This window comes from Enterobacter cloacae complex sp. ECC445 (assembly GCF_021892025.1).
GTDB classification, from domain to species: domain Bacteria; phylum Pseudomonadota; class Gammaproteobacteria; order Enterobacterales; family Enterobacteriaceae; genus Enterobacter; species Enterobacter chengduensis.
In genome coordinates this window covers 32,689-47,415 of record NZ_JAKLRZ010000010.1, presented here as the reverse complement: position 1 = coordinate 47,415, position 14,727 = coordinate 32,689, and the positions used below count along the sequence as shown (strand labels likewise).

20 protein-coding genes are annotated in these 14,727 nt (G+C 49.9%); 3 read left to right on the top strand and 17 right to left on the bottom strand.

Features of this window, described 5'->3' with window-relative positions; genetic code table 11:
- Positions 1 to 8: 8 nt before the first annotated feature.
- Both L6R44_RS11020 and L6R44_RS11015 read left to right on the top strand, forming a co-directional pair.
- On the top strand, positions 9 to 926 hold the full coding sequence (locus L6R44_RS11020; protein WP_237424206.1) for a restriction endonuclease: 918 nt from the start codon (positions 9 to 11) through the stop codon (positions 924 to 926).
- Positions 927 to 1,017: 91 nt separating this feature from the next.
- The gene (locus L6R44_RS11015) at positions 1,018 to 1,713 is read left to right on the top strand and encodes a hypothetical protein (protein ID WP_237424205.1); all 696 of its coding nucleotides are present in this window, start codon (positions 1,018 to 1,020) and stop codon (positions 1,711 to 1,713) included.
- A 64-nt stretch (positions 1,714 to 1,777) separates the two neighbouring features.
- Here L6R44_RS11015 and L6R44_RS11010 read toward each other — a convergent pair whose 3' ends face one another.
- Both L6R44_RS11010 and L6R44_RS11005 read right to left on the bottom strand, forming a co-directional pair.
- Positions 1,778 to 2,842, bottom strand: coding sequence for a competence protein CoiA family protein (locus L6R44_RS11010; RefSeq protein ID WP_237424204.1), 1,065 nt, complete (start codon positions 2,840 to 2,842; stop codon positions 1,778 to 1,780).
- A 164-nt stretch (positions 2,843 to 3,006) separates the two neighbouring features.
- Positions 3,007 to 3,216, bottom strand: coding sequence for an Hha/YmoA family nucleoid-associated regulatory protein (locus tag L6R44_RS11005; RefSeq protein ID WP_174341324.1), 210 nt, complete (start codon positions 3,214 to 3,216; stop codon positions 3,007 to 3,009).
- A 175-nt stretch (positions 3,217 to 3,391) separates the two neighbouring features.
- Between L6R44_RS11005 and L6R44_RS11000 the strand changes: the two genes are divergently transcribed.
- Positions 3,392 to 4,561 carry a tyrosine-type recombinase/integrase gene (locus tag L6R44_RS11000; protein WP_237424203.1) on the top strand — a complete coding sequence of 390 codons (1,170 nt, stop codon included), beginning with the start codon at positions 3,392 to 3,394 and terminating at the stop codon, positions 4,559 to 4,561.
- 72 nt (positions 4,562 to 4,633) lie between these two features.
- Here L6R44_RS11000 and L6R44_RS10995 read toward each other — a convergent pair whose 3' ends face one another.
- From L6R44_RS10995 to L6R44_RS10925, 15 genes are all read right to left on the bottom strand, one after another.
- Positions 4,634 to 4,987, bottom strand: coding sequence for a hypothetical protein (locus tag L6R44_RS10995; protein WP_237424202.1), 354 nt, complete (start codon positions 4,985 to 4,987; stop codon positions 4,634 to 4,636).
- A 17-nt stretch (positions 4,988 to 5,004) separates the two neighbouring features.
- Positions 5,005 to 5,448 carry a hypothetical protein gene (locus L6R44_RS10990; protein ID WP_237424201.1) on the bottom strand — a complete coding sequence of 148 codons (444 nt, stop codon included), beginning with the start codon at positions 5,446 to 5,448 and terminating at the stop codon, positions 5,005 to 5,007.
- A gap of 64 nt (positions 5,449 to 5,512) precedes the next feature.
- Positions 5,513 to 5,857 (bottom strand): hypothetical protein, encoded by a 345-nt coding sequence (locus tag L6R44_RS10985; RefSeq protein ID WP_237424200.1) that lies wholly within the window; start codon positions 5,855 to 5,857, stop codon positions 5,513 to 5,515.
- Between the two features lie 16 nt (positions 5,858 to 5,873).
- The gene (locus L6R44_RS10980) at positions 5,874 to 6,674 is read right to left on the bottom strand and encodes a hypothetical protein (protein ID WP_237424199.1); all 801 of its coding nucleotides are present in this window, start codon (positions 6,672 to 6,674) and stop codon (positions 5,874 to 5,876) included.
- A gap of 9 nt (positions 6,675 to 6,683) precedes the next feature.
- On the bottom strand, positions 6,684 to 7,634 hold the full coding sequence (locus L6R44_RS10975; protein ID WP_237424198.1) for a DNA replication terminus site-binding protein: 951 nt from the start codon (positions 7,632 to 7,634) through the stop codon (positions 6,684 to 6,686).
- Positions 7,603 to 8,223 carry a DUF2913 family protein gene (locus L6R44_RS10970; protein ID WP_237424197.1) on the bottom strand — a complete coding sequence of 207 codons (621 nt, stop codon included), beginning with the start codon at positions 8,221 to 8,223 and terminating at the stop codon, positions 7,603 to 7,605. Before L6R44_RS10970 ends, L6R44_RS10975 begins: the two co-directional genes overlap by 32 nt.
- Positions 8,216 to 8,548: a hypothetical protein gene (locus L6R44_RS10965; RefSeq protein ID WP_237424196.1), complete on the bottom strand. Its 333-nt coding sequence runs from the start codon at positions 8,546 to 8,548 to the stop codon at positions 8,216 to 8,218. The genes L6R44_RS10970 and L6R44_RS10965 overlap by 8 nt, the downstream gene beginning before the upstream one ends.
- A gap of 129 nt (positions 8,549 to 8,677) precedes the next feature.
- The gene (locus tag L6R44_RS10960; protein WP_237424195.1) at positions 8,678 to 9,205 is read right to left on the bottom strand and encodes a hypothetical protein; all 528 of its coding nucleotides are present in this window, start codon (positions 9,203 to 9,205) and stop codon (positions 8,678 to 8,680) included.
- 73 nt (positions 9,206 to 9,278) lie between these two features.
- Entirely contained in the window at positions 9,279 to 9,536 is a 258-nt protein-coding gene (locus L6R44_RS10955; RefSeq protein WP_237424194.1) for a hypothetical protein, read from the bottom strand.
- A gap of 6 nt (positions 9,537 to 9,542) precedes the next feature.
- A complete protein-coding gene (locus L6R44_RS10950) occupies positions 9,543 to 10,133 on the bottom strand; it encodes a hypothetical protein (RefSeq protein ID WP_237424193.1) in 591 nt (196 codons plus the stop codon).
- Positions 10,134 to 10,175: 42 nt separating this feature from the next.
- The gene (locus L6R44_RS10945; RefSeq protein ID WP_237424192.1) at positions 10,176 to 10,448 is read right to left on the bottom strand and encodes a hypothetical protein; all 273 of its coding nucleotides are present in this window, start codon (positions 10,446 to 10,448) and stop codon (positions 10,176 to 10,178) included.
- Positions 10,449 to 10,718: 270 nt separating this feature from the next.
- Positions 10,719 to 11,666 (bottom strand): hypothetical protein, encoded by a 948-nt coding sequence (locus L6R44_RS10940; protein WP_237424191.1) that lies wholly within the window; start codon positions 11,664 to 11,666, stop codon positions 10,719 to 10,721.
- A 101-nt stretch (positions 11,667 to 11,767) separates the two neighbouring features.
- Positions 11,768 to 12,709 carry a hypothetical protein gene (locus L6R44_RS10935; RefSeq protein WP_237424190.1) on the bottom strand — a complete coding sequence of 314 codons (942 nt, stop codon included), beginning with the start codon at positions 12,707 to 12,709 and terminating at the stop codon, positions 11,768 to 11,770.
- Positions 12,710 to 12,774: 65 nt separating this feature from the next.
- Positions 12,775 to 13,695, bottom strand: a complete 921-nt coding sequence (locus L6R44_RS10930) for a hypothetical protein (protein ID WP_237424189.1) — start codon at positions 13,693 to 13,695, stop codon at positions 12,775 to 12,777.
- A gap of 105 nt (positions 13,696 to 13,800) precedes the next feature.
- Positions 13,801 to 14,679, bottom strand: a complete 879-nt coding sequence (locus L6R44_RS10925) for a hypothetical protein (protein WP_237424188.1) — start codon at positions 14,677 to 14,679, stop codon at positions 13,801 to 13,803.
- Between the last annotated feature and the right edge of the window lie 48 nt (positions 14,680 to 14,727).

Genomic DNA, 14,727 nt, shown 5'->3' with positions numbered 1-14,727 from the left:
GAGGCTTAATGGAAAAGATCCAGGCAAGGGAAGTGAAATACATCAAACTGGGCGAAGGGGGTGAATGGGAGCCCGAGTGTCTTGCTACCGGCACTATCCGGTTCGGATACCATGATACGCCCCACCAAATGTGCCTTGAGGGAAAGTGGGAGGACGTGCATAAAGTCTGGTTACCGCTCAGGAATAATAATCCGTCGACGGCCACCAGTGATGTCAGGCAGATAAAAGCGTTTTACACCGCCACCCCCGACATAGTCTTCATCACCTTCAGTCAGGGATTGATGCACTGGTGCCAGCCCTGCGGTGACGTCACCGAACTGGAAGATGGCAGCAGGATGCGACCGACAGTTAACGGCTGGCACAGCATCAGTCTGGCCGGTCACCTTCTTTCCTACAGCGTCCTCAGCGGTGAGCTTCTCGCGACCCAGAACTACCGGGGGACCATCTGCGATGTGCGCCTCGCCAGCTACGCTCTTCGCAAAATCAATGACGAACTTTCACCAGAGATTATCGCCGCCGACCTTGCTGAAGCGCAGTACCTGAAGGCTATATCAGGGCTGTGTAGTTTGCTGACCTGGCAGGATTTTGAGCTCCTTGTGGATCTGATTTTTTCCGCCAGTGGCTGGCGGAGAACCGGCGCCCTTGGCAGGACACAGAAGATGGTCGATATTGAACTGGAGCTGCCCACCACCAGAGAGCGGGCCTTCGTCCAGGTGAAGTCTGTCGCCGACGAGTCGGTATTGTCTGAATACCTGTCACTGTTCCAGGCAAGCCACAGCTACAGCCGGATGTTCTTTGTCTGGCACCGGGGGGCTTTGCGTGAGGATCGTGTGCATGATGGCGTCACCCTGATTGGCCCCAACCGGCTGGCAGAACTCATCGTATCCACCGGGCTGACCCGATGGCTCAGGGACAAGGTGTCGTAACTGGCCATTCTGGCTTTTTCATTTCTCCATTTTACCTGCCCCGGCCCGTACACAAGCGGGCCAATCGTCCGTATATGACCGGGAACACTGAATGAAAACGTTAAAGAAAATTCTGTTTATGGTCGGCGTTTTTATTGCCTTTAAAATTATATTTTTCTTCGCCGCAGAACCAAAACGCAACAATGTGCAGGCTGACCCCTCCACTGCGGTTTCACAGCTGCCTTCACCGGACGCACTCCCGTCCCCGGGCCATCATCGTTATGTGGTGGGCAATGGCATGAGTGTTGAGCTTCCTGAAAGCTGGCATCTGTTGTCTTCAGACCAAATAACCGCGATTAAAAACCGTGTACCGGCTGACGGCACTCCCCCAAGTCTGACGCCGCTCGCCGCTAATTCAGACTCCGACGCACGGCGGAATTCCGGAATTTTTCGGGCCTCTTTTTCATCAGCAAGGTTGACCGACGCAGATATCAAAGGCGCCAGCAAAGCGGATCTGGATGAAATGTGCCGTCTTATGGCGGGTCCATTGAGAGAATCCCTTGGTAAATGGGGAATGAAGATCGTCACCGCCCCTGCCTGCTCGGTCGGCGAACTGGCAGGCAAAGCCAGTGTTGTGACACGCTATCAGCGAACGGATGGCAAAACAGATGCTTTCTGGCAGGTTGAGATGCAGCAGGTTCCCGCCGGGAACGCCACCGCTATCGTGACCACTTCGTTTAAATCGAGCGGAGATGACAAGGTCAGGACACAGCTGCGTGACGCACTGCACAGTATCCGGTGGAATTAAGGGGGCTACCGGCCATCGGGCTCAGCCATCCCTGTCGGACCGGCAGATGATGGCCCCGATGGCGCTAGAAGAGCTCCCCGGAATACCCTTTCTCCGGTTCCGGGTCATCGCTTTTCGTGACGAACGCCTCGCAAAGGCGCTGGTTAAAGTACCCGATGCGGACCAGCTCCCCCAGATAGTCCCGCTCCTCCTGAGTGAGGCGCTGCCCCTCTTCGGTGGCGGCTATCATGTCTGAAAAGATTGCCAGTTTTTCGATGCTCACCGTGTCGCAATTCTCAAAACAGTGCAGCCGGAAGTAACGCAGGAATAGTGGAAATTCGTCGGTCTGAGCTATCTCGGTACCCCGTACCGTCAGCCGACTCAGACAGGTTATCGTCGCCCGACGCTGCATGATTAACGCATTCTTGCTGGCAGGTAAGGTGTCCCGCATGACAATGGCATGGTCGGCCAGCCGCTGCCGAAGTGGACCGGCTTCCGCTGGCTCCCGGCCATGATAGATTTTTTGCTTTTCACCATTGAGCTGATGAAGCACCGGATGATACAACCACTCGCGGGACGCAGCATCCCCGGTGATGAGCTCCTCGATACATTCGCTGTAGGTACAGTGCCGCTCGCCTCGTTGTACCCGGCCCAGCTCGAATTCGAGATCAGGCACGTCTATCCGCAGGGCGGCGACCGGCTCAGAAGGATGGAGCTGCTCAAAGGACAGGCAGGATGCCAGCGTTCGGTCTAGATCCAGAAATACCCCGACCCGGAGCTTATCAATAGTGACTACCAGATCGGCGGTAGCGCCAAACATACGCTGGCTTTCTTCCACTTTGTCCAGCGTGACTGTTCCACCTTCGTACCCTTCGAGCACGTGCGGCACCGCCAGCTGACATTGTTCGTTCAGGATCTCGATGATCTTGGCCCGGATAGCCTGCATCAGTCCATCACAGTCGCCGAGCAGCGCCGTCGAGTGAGCGAAATGCCAGAGGTTGACCTCTCCCTGCTTAGCCACCAGCTCTGTCTTACAGCCGGGGCAGATACAGCCGCAGTCCGTTCCCCGCTCCACCTCGGTGATATCGAGGATCTGCCCTGTTTTTTTGTGTATACCGAACGGTATGCCGTAGGTGTAACTCTTTCGCATATTCGCCATCCCCCTCTTCATTCCGGAGACAGTATATCGAATGGGCAGTTAGATATTTTCTCTCAGGGGGTCAATATTCTTGTACTCACAATTCAGTGTTTGAATATTAAAAAAGTTACTTTTTATTATTCGGATGCAAAATATATTAATTTTCGACATTCCTGTTATCTGACAAATGCCCAGACGCTGGCTGGGACTTTATCGTAAAGCTTCTTCATGGTCAGCTCGGCCTTACGGTGATCGTAAGCGCCGGATAACTCCATTGAATCGACATTCGCGGTTTTCTCACTAATGCGTTCGAATACAAGATCGAGGGTTTCAAAGGTAGAGCATTTACGGAATTTCATCAGATATTGCTGCTTACTTTCAGACATGTTTGGCCTTATGTTAGTACTTGTCCGTCATAATTAATTCTCGCATCAGCGAGCCTGGTCCCATAGTCTTATGCACCTAGCATATCCTACTTTTGGTGCTGTCAGCTTATTTTATCTGGATATAGGCAATGTTATCATTACTGTTGATTCATCCAGTGGCGAGGCAACGCGATTTATGAAAGAAATAACCCACCGTATTGCGGAGGCCGACGTGCTAACGCAGGTTGCACGGTTAAACACCGACGGCCGGTTAATGACCCGCCTGGTCCGCTATTTCTCTCATCTCAAATTCAACACAGCCAAAACATACCTGCACTGGATGCGAGTCTGGGGGGACTGGTATTACGCCAATGCAGCCCACGAAACCAGCTGGCCCGCCAGCGCTATACCGGCACACCCGGAAGCTTTTGAAGCTTTTGTCGAGCACCTGGGAGGCAGGCTTCGCCGCAGTAGCGTCGTCAGCTGCGTCCAGGCTTTAAACAGCATTCATAAAAAAGGGCTCGATGCACCCGGCGTTCTCTCTTCAGAAATCTGGTTCATTCTGGAAACCCTGAAAAATGATGAAACCCGGCGTCAGACGGTAACGCGTCAGGCAACGCCCTTTATGCTTCCCGATCTCAAAAAACTGATAGCCCTCTATGCCGGGACCCACTCCGTCAGGAAGCTTCGTGACCTGTGCCTTATCTGGCTGGGATTTGAGACGCTCCTCCGCTCAGTAGAAATCCGCCGGATCCGGCTCCAGGATCTCCGGCTGGATGATATGTCTCTTGCATTCACCCTGTCGGTATACCGTACTAAAACCACTGCCAGCACCAATCTGTCCTATCGCCTGTCACCGCAGCTCTCCACCAGCCTCCTGCGACTGATGAACCTGGTTGGCAAGGATGGGCGCACCCACCCGACGGAATTTCTCTTTCAGGCGGTGAACGCGCACGACACCGGTTATATGCCTGAAGGCTGGCGACTTCGCAGCCGGGGCAACGATATCGATACGCTGCTTCAGCGCCACAACATGCCCTATCGGGCCAGCAGGACGGTAGTTCAGGAAGTGGAGGAGGAAAAGGCCGATGATGAAGGAATTCTTAGCAAGGACACCCTGTTAAGGGCGTTTTACTCTCTCTGGCACACGCTGAACCCCGATGAGGATGAGAGCCTGTGCTGGACCGGTCACAGCGTTCGCGTAGGCGGTGCCATTCAGCTTGCGCAGAACGGGTTCACGTTGGTGCAAATTATGGAAATGGGGAACTGGTCAAGCGAGGAAATGGTGCTTCGTTATATTCGCAATATCGAAGCCGGGAACAAGGCAATGACGCTGTTTATGCGTGAGGCCTTTCGGGAGGCGTGAAGCGGCAAATCGCGTTCGGGCCCGGTTGATGGCCCGTTTTTTCCAGGCGAGTAACGTGTACTGCCCTGTTTTTTAATTCGATGACTCAGGCACGATGCGATACACACCGTGCCACCACGCGGTAGCGGAGAGCGCATGATCACAACGGACAAAGTGCCCGTTGATCTTTTCCGAAAAGGCAATCATACCCCGTGTAGGGCCGCACACTTTATCCACATACTCGAACAATCCCCCATCGGTCATGGACGGCGGATAATTCTTTATAGCGAGAGGTTTTGCCAGCCACGACGGGTATTTATCGGCATGAACCCAGATCTGGAACTCTGTAAAAGAGGCTATAAAAATGACCACATAGATGGCCACTATCGTTTTTAGCAGAGCTTTTAAATATTGCTTTTTTCTGACCACTGGTACCGTGTTATTCATCTTCCAAGCCTTAATTGTCATTCAGCAGAATATGACATGCTCCACTGACCGCTGGTGCCTTTCCACTCACTGATATACGTCTTATCCGGACGCTTCAGCCTGATAACATCATCAGGAGCAGCACCCGACCGCTCAACGAGCCAGGTTTCATGTTGTGCTTTATTGATGCCGGAATTAGCAGCAAGAACACTGACCGTGACGGTTTTATCAGCAGGTTCAATTACCAGACATCCATTCTCACTCACGTTGCTGAATATACCCTCCGGACAGAGGTTGGTGCCGTACACCGTTGCAGGCTTGCCATGATCGTCCATCGTCCAGCCAGGATAGATGACAATGGAGGGGATCTTCATCGCATCACGAGCGATATCCTGCTTTAGGGTATTCACACCAGTTTCACAAAATTGATCGCAGCCGTACAGCAACAAACTCATGGCCATTAGCAAGCATCTTTTATTCATGCTTCCCCCTTTATTTTTTTAACAATTAAACGCCAGTACTTACAGGAGCTGGCAGTTATCACGTTCATTTCTTTTTAAAGGGATTAAACCGGGCCAACGGCGAAACTGGTTTGACCGGCATAGTGCCATTCCTGCGCTTAAGTTTGTAGACCCCATTAAGCTTCATGGTCTGTATTGCAATATTGGCCAGTGAAATCAGTTTCAGGGTGTAGATCAGCTCAAAGGTGGGAATAGCCAGTACGAAGACATACAAAATGCCCGCGAACATAACCCGAAGCCAGGCAAAGTACTCCATGCTCAGCGCCTGTTTAAAATAGAGTTTTTCCAGCACCGTGACGCAATAATTGGTGAGAAAAGAAGCACCGATTGCCATGAAGATGACAATGCCAATCATAATTGCCAGTTGCACTAATGCACTCCTTTTTTTAGTTAACCGCGACGTTGGTTTTGGGTTTACGCCTGGCCGTCTTACCGCTATTTTTTGGTTTGGTATGATGGAACAAAAACGCATCGACCATCATCCATTCCTTCCCGTGAGTGCGGACCAGCAGCAATTTCTGGCTCGGGTAGTGCGAATGAAAGTACATTTTGACGTCTTTCGTCCCGAACATCTCCTGCTTGCGACTGAGTTCCTGTGCCTCCATCTCAAACTCGATAAGAAACTCTGACGTCAACCGGCGGCTCAGCATTCGCAGGGCACTCGCATTGGCATCATGTTTGGCCATGGTGCCGAACCGGACCAGTGCCTTTTGCGTCACCTGCACCGGCCCCAGCACAGACTCGACGACCTCGTTACGCCAGTAGTAGCGCATATCCACTTTGACCCAGCAAATGCCATCTTCCATCGCTGACGTCCGGAGAGTGCCGGTCATGGGCACCATGGTTAAACCCTGCCAGCGCATATGCATATAATCGGCGAGCGGACGCAGTGTTTCCGGGACGTCTTTCCCCAGCAGCAGGGACTGGAGGGCGGGTGTGTAAGCCTGCCAGCTTAGCTCATGGCCGTTCCAGAGATGATCAATCTGATTTTCCTTGCGCAACAGAAAATAGTTTCCGCACAGCAACTCTGCCCGTACCTGATCCTCTTGCGCTGGGTGTCGTGATTTTTGCAGATCCACGGTGTAGACCACCCGGTGAATAGAATCGGCATGGTATTTTTTCGCCCACAAGAACACCATGTAGAGGCGCTCATCAATTTGCTGGCTGGCGGTAGAAATCCATTGCATATGCTCTCCTCAAGCATCTCTGACGATATAGATACCCGTCTCCACCCCGGGCAAGAGGTCGGAGTACTCCAGATCTTGTTTACGCACTTTGCCTGGTTCTCGCGGATACCACGTTTTCAGAACAGTCACTTCTGGGTCATTACCCGTTGCGAAAAACGGCAGCGAAGCCGGTTTAACAAAATAATTCACATCGAGGTACTTTCCACCAGCTCGTTGCTGATCCTCTGGACGCTTCACAAACAGATGGGCAATCGGAACAGGGAAAGCATTATCGCGACGTAGGCGAAATGACTCTCCCTGTTTCAGCACACGGTTTTCCAGAGCATCGATAGCTTTCTCAATCTCGACCAGTTTTTCGGGTCCGTTGGTGGCAGGGGACATTTTGGCCACTGCGAGACGCTTTTCCAAAAGACTCATCAGCTGGGAATGGTCTTTCACATCCTGATTACGGTGCATTCGCCATGAAAAAGTAACTTTATTAAGTTGCCCCTCTACAAAGTAAATTTTTCGCGTTGCCTGCTGAACAATAAGCCCCGGGAACTGTTGGTGTACCTTCTCAAAGCGGCGAGATTTATCTGCCGCCACTTTTCTCAAGGCCGAAGCAAAAGTAATTTTTGCAGTATTAATGGCTTCGATGTGCCGATTAAGTACCTTAGGATCACCCGGTACAATAATAATACCGGGATATTTCTGGGTGATTTTGGTCGATTCGGTCGACAGTGTTGCGATATCTGATACCTGAAAGTGCTTCAGAGCATCCAGGATCGCTTTCGGTGATACATCATCAGTGGTATCAACATCCAGACTGTTGATTACCTGCATCCGCTCGTTATGCCGCGTTACGGGGTGGATCTTCATCAACGTCGAACGGACGGGTAGATGAGCATCGAGATACTCTCCAAGCCGGTCGATCTCAGTGAGAATCACATCATGCAGCTCTGTCAGTCTTTCGGTCGTCATAGACCTCTCCCGAATAAATGTCGCAGCGCCAGACCAGGATGTTATCCACCGATTCCGGCTGTCCTGCCTGGCAATGAAATCCGCAGAGATGCGCCTCTTTCGCAAAGTCCTGGCACTCCCCGGTAAAGTACAGGGATAAAGGCTCAATCTGCTGACCCCGAAAATCGAAGCAGCGTTCGACGTCGGTAAGCAGACCAAAACAGACGGTGCGGCTTAGCAGATCCAGCCTCTCCCAGTCCGTCTGGGTTCCGAATTTTACCCACCAGCCACGTCGGGTCAATGCATCACGCAGATCCTGTACCCGGGCTAAGGGAGAGTTCGGAATTTCCGGTATTGCGCCATCACCCTCAATGAGCAGCTCAAGGATACTCATCAAATCCTTCACCTGGTTCTTTTTGGCTTTTTTAAGCGCGTTGCGAAGGCACTTGAGAGCAGGTCGTGAGCACAGCCCGCGACGTTCTGCGGAGTCCAGCCAGTCCAGGATCAGGGCATTGGTCACGCTTAAACCATTCCCGCGTTTATCACGGTACTGATGAACATACAGCAAACAGGAAGTCGCCGCGCTGACCGCTTCTGGATTTTCACTCATCGGTGCTGCTCCTGGTCGAACTTATAATTTCTGGCGTCAGAAATAACGGCAGCTGGCACGGGCGATACGGGTAATGCACGGTATGTCCATCCTGCGTGATCCTGTTCAGCCGATAGCGTCCGTTCACCCGGTCAACAGACCAGGTTCCCGGCATCAACGGCACCCGGCGGGTGAAAATGTTAATCCCCGCCAGGTAAAATGACTGTACCAGCATACTGTCCAGTTCGACGGCCCGGACCTTCACCATAAAACCCGGTAAGGGAGATAGCCAAATCAAAAGCCATACCGGGGGTAAAATGGAGTGGCCCAGGAGATAGCTGGTCATTAGCAGTCCAAATAGCTGGATAAAACTGATCCCTGTCCACAGAACCATCCAGCCCAACCAGGCCCGCGACTGACAGAGCTTCCACTCCAGAAGAAACAAATTTTTTTGCAAGCCTTCCCCCTGTGTCGGTTAATGGATTGCGGCCGTATTCATCAGCTGGATCGTGGTACGCGGATAGATTTCATTTCTCCACAGCTCGGCCGATGTCCCCCAGCCATGGAAGACCCCGTCCCCCGCCAGCGCATTAAAACCGTTTATTTCATCCCGGATCTGATAGGCAAGAGGTCCCGGCATATCCAGATATTCCGGCAGAGACAACAGCAAACCGTTAACCAGTTCGCCGGTCAGTACAGTCATTCGTTCGAATTCTGAAAACTCTTCGCCCGGTATGGCGTCACGCGGCATTGAAAAGCAGCATAAATCCAGACCGTCAGCCTGCTTTCCGGCATCAAAACCGTCTTCGTTAACCACAAAGCGGAAAAAGGCTTCCCGCCGGGGATCCGGACCCACATTTTCACCAGGCGCAACCTCAACGCCATAAAAGATCCGTGTGTCCCACTGACTAAGCGAGGAAGAGAAAATCCAGCATGACAACGACAACGCTAATTCTTCTTTATAAATTCTCTCTACCACGGTGCTTTTACCCTTACTTTGCATGTTGATCCCTGATTTATCGGCTATACCCGCTATCTAAACACAGCAAGCAGGAAATCTAACAACCTCCGGTACCCTAATAATCACAAATGCTATTCCCACGTTGTTTAAGCAGGTGTTCCAGATAAATACTGGCCATGTCAATCGGCTGGTGTTCCTCCAGACAGGCTCGCAACAAATCTTCAATGGCTACGTCCTCAAGCCCCCGCGTCTGAAGTATGGCTTTAGCACCCGCCAGCATTTTATGTGTGCCGCGACTTAAATGCAGGCGCACCTGATTGCGGGTATCAAACGGAATATCGTCACGGCTCAGAGGGTCCAGTTCACTTGTCATGCGTTCTCACTCCAGATCAGGGATCAAATGAAAATTAACAGCAATAGAGGTTTGCGGGTCACCATTCTCAACCACGCTCAGCCAGCTCCTGGCTGCGACTTGCCCTTCACAAACCAGTAGGTAGCCGGTACCCGCTGAATGAAGAGCGGAGAGTCGACTCAACACATCATCCGAACGCGGCCCGAGAGCTCCGGGTACATGTATAAAAGCGTCGTCCGTTAAGGCCTTACGCAGCCGGGACAGAAGCACTTCTTTTTCTTCTTCACCTTCAGGCAGAACCAGTAAGATCCGACATCCTGCCCGCACCCGTTGCGCCAGGCCTGAAGTCAGCTTCTGAAATCGCAGCGCATAGACAACCAGCCTGAACCGGGTCATGCATAACCCGCTGACTATGAAAATGACAATGACCCCGCCCAGAGCAGAACGGTATAACCACCAGTTGGTGGCCGCAGCGACAACCAGAAGGACCGTTAACACCACACTCCCCCAGAAAAAAACAGACGCAAAGCGACTTTGCTTGTTTTCCCAAAATGCAGAGATGAGGATCACCGCCGTAACGGCATATATCACGCAGTCATAGAACGATTCGGTTAACATTAATTTTAATTCTCAGGGTATTTAAAACAGCCTTACGAAACGCTACTCCGGCACGTGGCCTAGACAACCATTTTCCGCAGAAAAATTACTGCACGTCACCGTCGTTATATATTGCTCTCCACGGAGGAACCTCAACATCAGTTCCTCCCGTACCGCATCAGCAGGCCGCTCAAACAGATATTCAAGCTGACTATCATCGGGATTATTCAGTAAACGCTCGATGCTGAAAGCCGTGTGTTTGTAAAGGAATTCAGACTCAACCGGCGAAAAGGCATTTACCTGCACGGACTGGCTATGGGAACTGAAGCGGGTCATAAAATCTCCTTTCACGCTGTTGAAAACAGTATACAAATCCGGGTGGGCTGATTTTTTCACTAACCGGCCTGATTTCCCTGCTTTAGCACATTTCTGATGATGGGTCAGGCGTGTTTATAAATGTCATTGTCCCGTAAAGTGTTACCCGGTGTACTGGTGAACCAGATCGCCACCCGGCACGGTACAGGCAAAAAAAAAGGCACAAACCCCCTTCGCGGGAGCTCGTACCTTTTTATCGTTACATCTTACATATTTTAAGGACATCTACATCTAAGCTGCACGGGAGGCAGGTAATGTCATGATGTTTCTGAGTTCGTGGAACGCCTCACTCAAAAGGCTTGTCCGGTCTGCAATTTTCAGCATCCCATTTTTTTCTTTAGAGACATACGTTCCTGAGTATGAAGAATAAACTTCGTCTCCATTCTCATCAGTAAATAAAATGCGCATCACAGCAGGAAGGCTCGACTCGTCAGCTGCACTATTGAAAATATTGATAATCGTTTCATTGTTACGCTTCTGAATAACTTTACCGTTAGGCAATGTTACTTCATCCATATAACAGTCTTCGTATCCAAAAGAGTCCATCTCGTCCATTAGAGTAATATTAAGCGTTAAACCGTCGTAAATCCGGCGGCTATACTCATATTCACTCAGTCCGTAGATGGCCATACTTATACTGGAAAAGGTTGCGTATGCCCGGTACAAACTCTCGGTCAGTAAATCCTGTAAATATTCAACGAATGCTTCGAATTCAGTATCCCAGAATTTTTGCAGGGCAAAACGTGCAATATGCACTTCCCCGTTCACTTCCATTAAATGGTTGTAGGTCCGGAGATCAAAACCCGACCGCTGGGTTACGTCAGCACTGTGGGCAAGGATTTCATCCACGACTGGTTCAAACTCCACCAGGCTGCTGGCATAGTGTTTCCCTTCAATGATAATTTCCTCATAGGCCAAATTATCATATGCCGAGAGAAGGGATTTAATTTTTTTACTGAGGGCCGTGTGCTCTGCACTCAGAGGCGTGCAAGCTGATAAAGTGCCTATATAGATATCGACGGCATCTATAAGGTCAGAACCTTTTAGCTTGCAGGATAGTGAGACCTCATCGCCTTGTGTATGACATACAGAAGCAATAATGTCAGCCTCATCAAAATCAATCCCCATGCCGCCCAGTTCAGCACGCACATAATTTTTCATGTCATCATAATTAAACATATTGTCTTCCTTCTTAATTACAAGGAAGAGCTTCCCCACGGGAAAGCTGCTTCCCCGTGAGGTGAGTTAAATTTAAATGCTTTTTCGTGTTTAACGGCTAGTTAAGCTACATACTGCCGTTCATCCTGGAGACATCTGATTACAGGAATGATCTCCTTCAGGAGCTCCTTCCGGTTGTGGATTTTTATCTCTGCTTTACGGCTGTACGCTGCACTGGCCGCAAGTAAGCCTGAATAGATACACACACCGCCCTGAGCCATTACATCCACTTTAATATGAACAGGCACAGAATCACCTGACGCGACATCCATATAAAGTTTATTGATAGCTTCATTATTGCGGTTAATCAGTTGTTCTCCATTCGCAGTATCACGCTTAATATATCGTTCATGCATGTGAAGAGGATATGATGTGTCATCAATAGATAGAGACAACGTCCAATCCTTGTTAATTTTTCGGCTGTATTGATACTGGTTCAAAAGTGAATACGTGCGTGTCATATCCACAAACGTCCAGTATACAGCCCCCAACACATCGATAAGCTTATTACGGCAGTAGCTAATAAAATCTAAATATTCGGAATGATAGAAATGGGTTAATGCATGGCGAGAAATCAAAACTTTCCCTTCCACTTCCATTAAACTTCTATATTTATCTTTTACAGAATCTGGCGTCGAACAGGTGAGTTCTATTCGCTTCTTAACTAAATCACATATATCAAAGAAGCCAATATCCGCTGCCGAAGTGTCAGAATGTTTAAGCAAAAAGGTGCCATAGCCGAGTTTGTCGAATACCTGAAGAAAATACTTCAACTTCACCCGTAAAGGTTCAGTCTGAAGGAAGGGGGCATTCGATGCGATCAACTCGTCCACATACATATCTACTAATTGAGACAACTCATGTGATTTAAACTCAGCACGGATTGAGGAACTGTTGTTCCCGGATTTTGCGAGTACTAAAAACACGTTATCAGACTTTACGTTAAGTCCTAAAGAGTTAATCTTCGCGCAGACAAATTGCTTATTATCAAATTCGCTAAACATAGGCACTTCCTTAATGGAAAGGGAATGCCTCCCAAGGGAAGCGAAATCCCTTGAGGGTTAAAAATTTACATGTAGAGGGCATCCTGATCACGCGAGCACTTGACGTCTTGTAACGTCTTCACTGCGTGGTTGATGGCCTTCTGAAATATAGCATCGCATTTTATACCGGTTAGTCGGTATTCTGTGACGATAACCGGTGCTGAATATTTTCCAGCCAGAGTACTCACTGTCGAAACCCCATTTTCCGGCTGATGTATTTCAGCATAGATATGGCGTTTCATGACTCGACCTGAAAGATACCGTTGAAGGTGGATCAGATATTTGTCGGCTTCGGAAAGCGTTTCAACGGTCCACCCATTACAGAGTATTTCGTCAACCATCCCGGGCACGACCTTTTCCACCACGATCTTGGCAGTCACGCCATAACGTTCGCTGATAAACTCACACAAAGGGCGCGTAACGCTGTTCTCCAGCACTTTTTCCAGCAGAGACCGGGCCAAAGGCATCACAGCCATCAGGCACGTCTGCAACCGGTCGAAAATGAAGGATATAAAGTCACTGCCCTTCTCAACCAACCCCAGTATCAGATCCTTTCCGGCCGTGGAAGTACGGTAAAAAACATACTCCAGCCGGTCACGATTTGGGCCTGAATGAAGCAGTTCAGGCTGACCACTGAGCAAGTGCAGGTGGGTAAGAGTTAACGGTACCGAGAACCGTAAAGAAGATAGATTCACGGGCCCAGCAGACAGCAAATGCGCGCTCCGGCAGTACATCCCTAACGGGTGGTCATCAGCAATCCCTGAATATCCCTGGCAATTTGATGCCAGATATTTTCCAAGGAATGGCAGTAACGAACTGACCGGAATATCAACGTCGACAACAAACCGTTTGGCCTGAAGGATGTCCTGCGTAATGCGAATGCCGGAACACTGTGCAAAGCCATTCTTAATCAACGTTGCTGCTATCAAATTTTGGATGCATTTCATTTTTCATTCCTCGATAAGAAATGAGGAACAACTCCCTGAGGGAGAGTCCCTCAGGAGAGTTAAATTTTGGAAGCTATTACAACTGACTACAGGATCTGGTCTGCATCAAAAATCGCACAAACCAATATCCTGATTCCTTCCTCCAACCGTATCAGTAATCAGCCGGTTCAGTTGTTTCCGATCACTGCCAAGCCCTCTGTTTCGCAAAAACGCGGGCAAAGAGCGGCAGACAGGTACACCTGATCTGAAATGACGGCAGGTTACGTAACCCAGACGACCGCCGGTTTGAGCGAACGACTGAATCCGTCGGATATAATCAGCTGCATTTTTTCTGGTGCTCACAGGCGTGTTATTGCGCAAATGCCCGTCAATTGTTTCTGAGTCTAACCGAGACAACTCTATCGTAAGCACGTCAGTACCATGCGTTACGGTCTTAATGATCTGCGGTATACTGCGGCTGAGCGCAATGTGATGCAGGTCATCAATCAGGGACAGCATAAACTGCATCTCCCGGGACAGGGTATTTCGGACATAACGCATAAACTCGTCCATGTGCAGCAGCCATGAGCTGGCCATTTGACTGATGTTGGGCTCCCAAGCATGCGCCAGCTGGTTCGCCAGTTCGCAATGAGCGTCCGACAAACCAAAGTAGCTTTTCCTGTAATCCCGTTGCCGCTGCGGCTCTCGGTGTAGTTCTAACCATACCGAAATATACCCCAGCGACTCATACTCATCACAAAGCACATCAGCACCCGACAGCAACTGCTGGAGTTCAAGCTCGACATCAAAAGCCAATACGCTTTCTTTGAACGTAGCTATATAACCGGGGATAAATACGGCCAGCTGAGAAACCTTGCAATAAATACTTAAAGAACAGTCATCAATAGGTTGTTCCAACGAAAATCTCGTCTTCACTTCCACATTTACAGGTTCAACACCATTTTTTAATAAAACAGCGGTTACCAGTTTAGTTAAAAATTTCATAAGGCCACCATAGATATGAGGGCCTCCTGATGGAGAGCCCATCAGGGA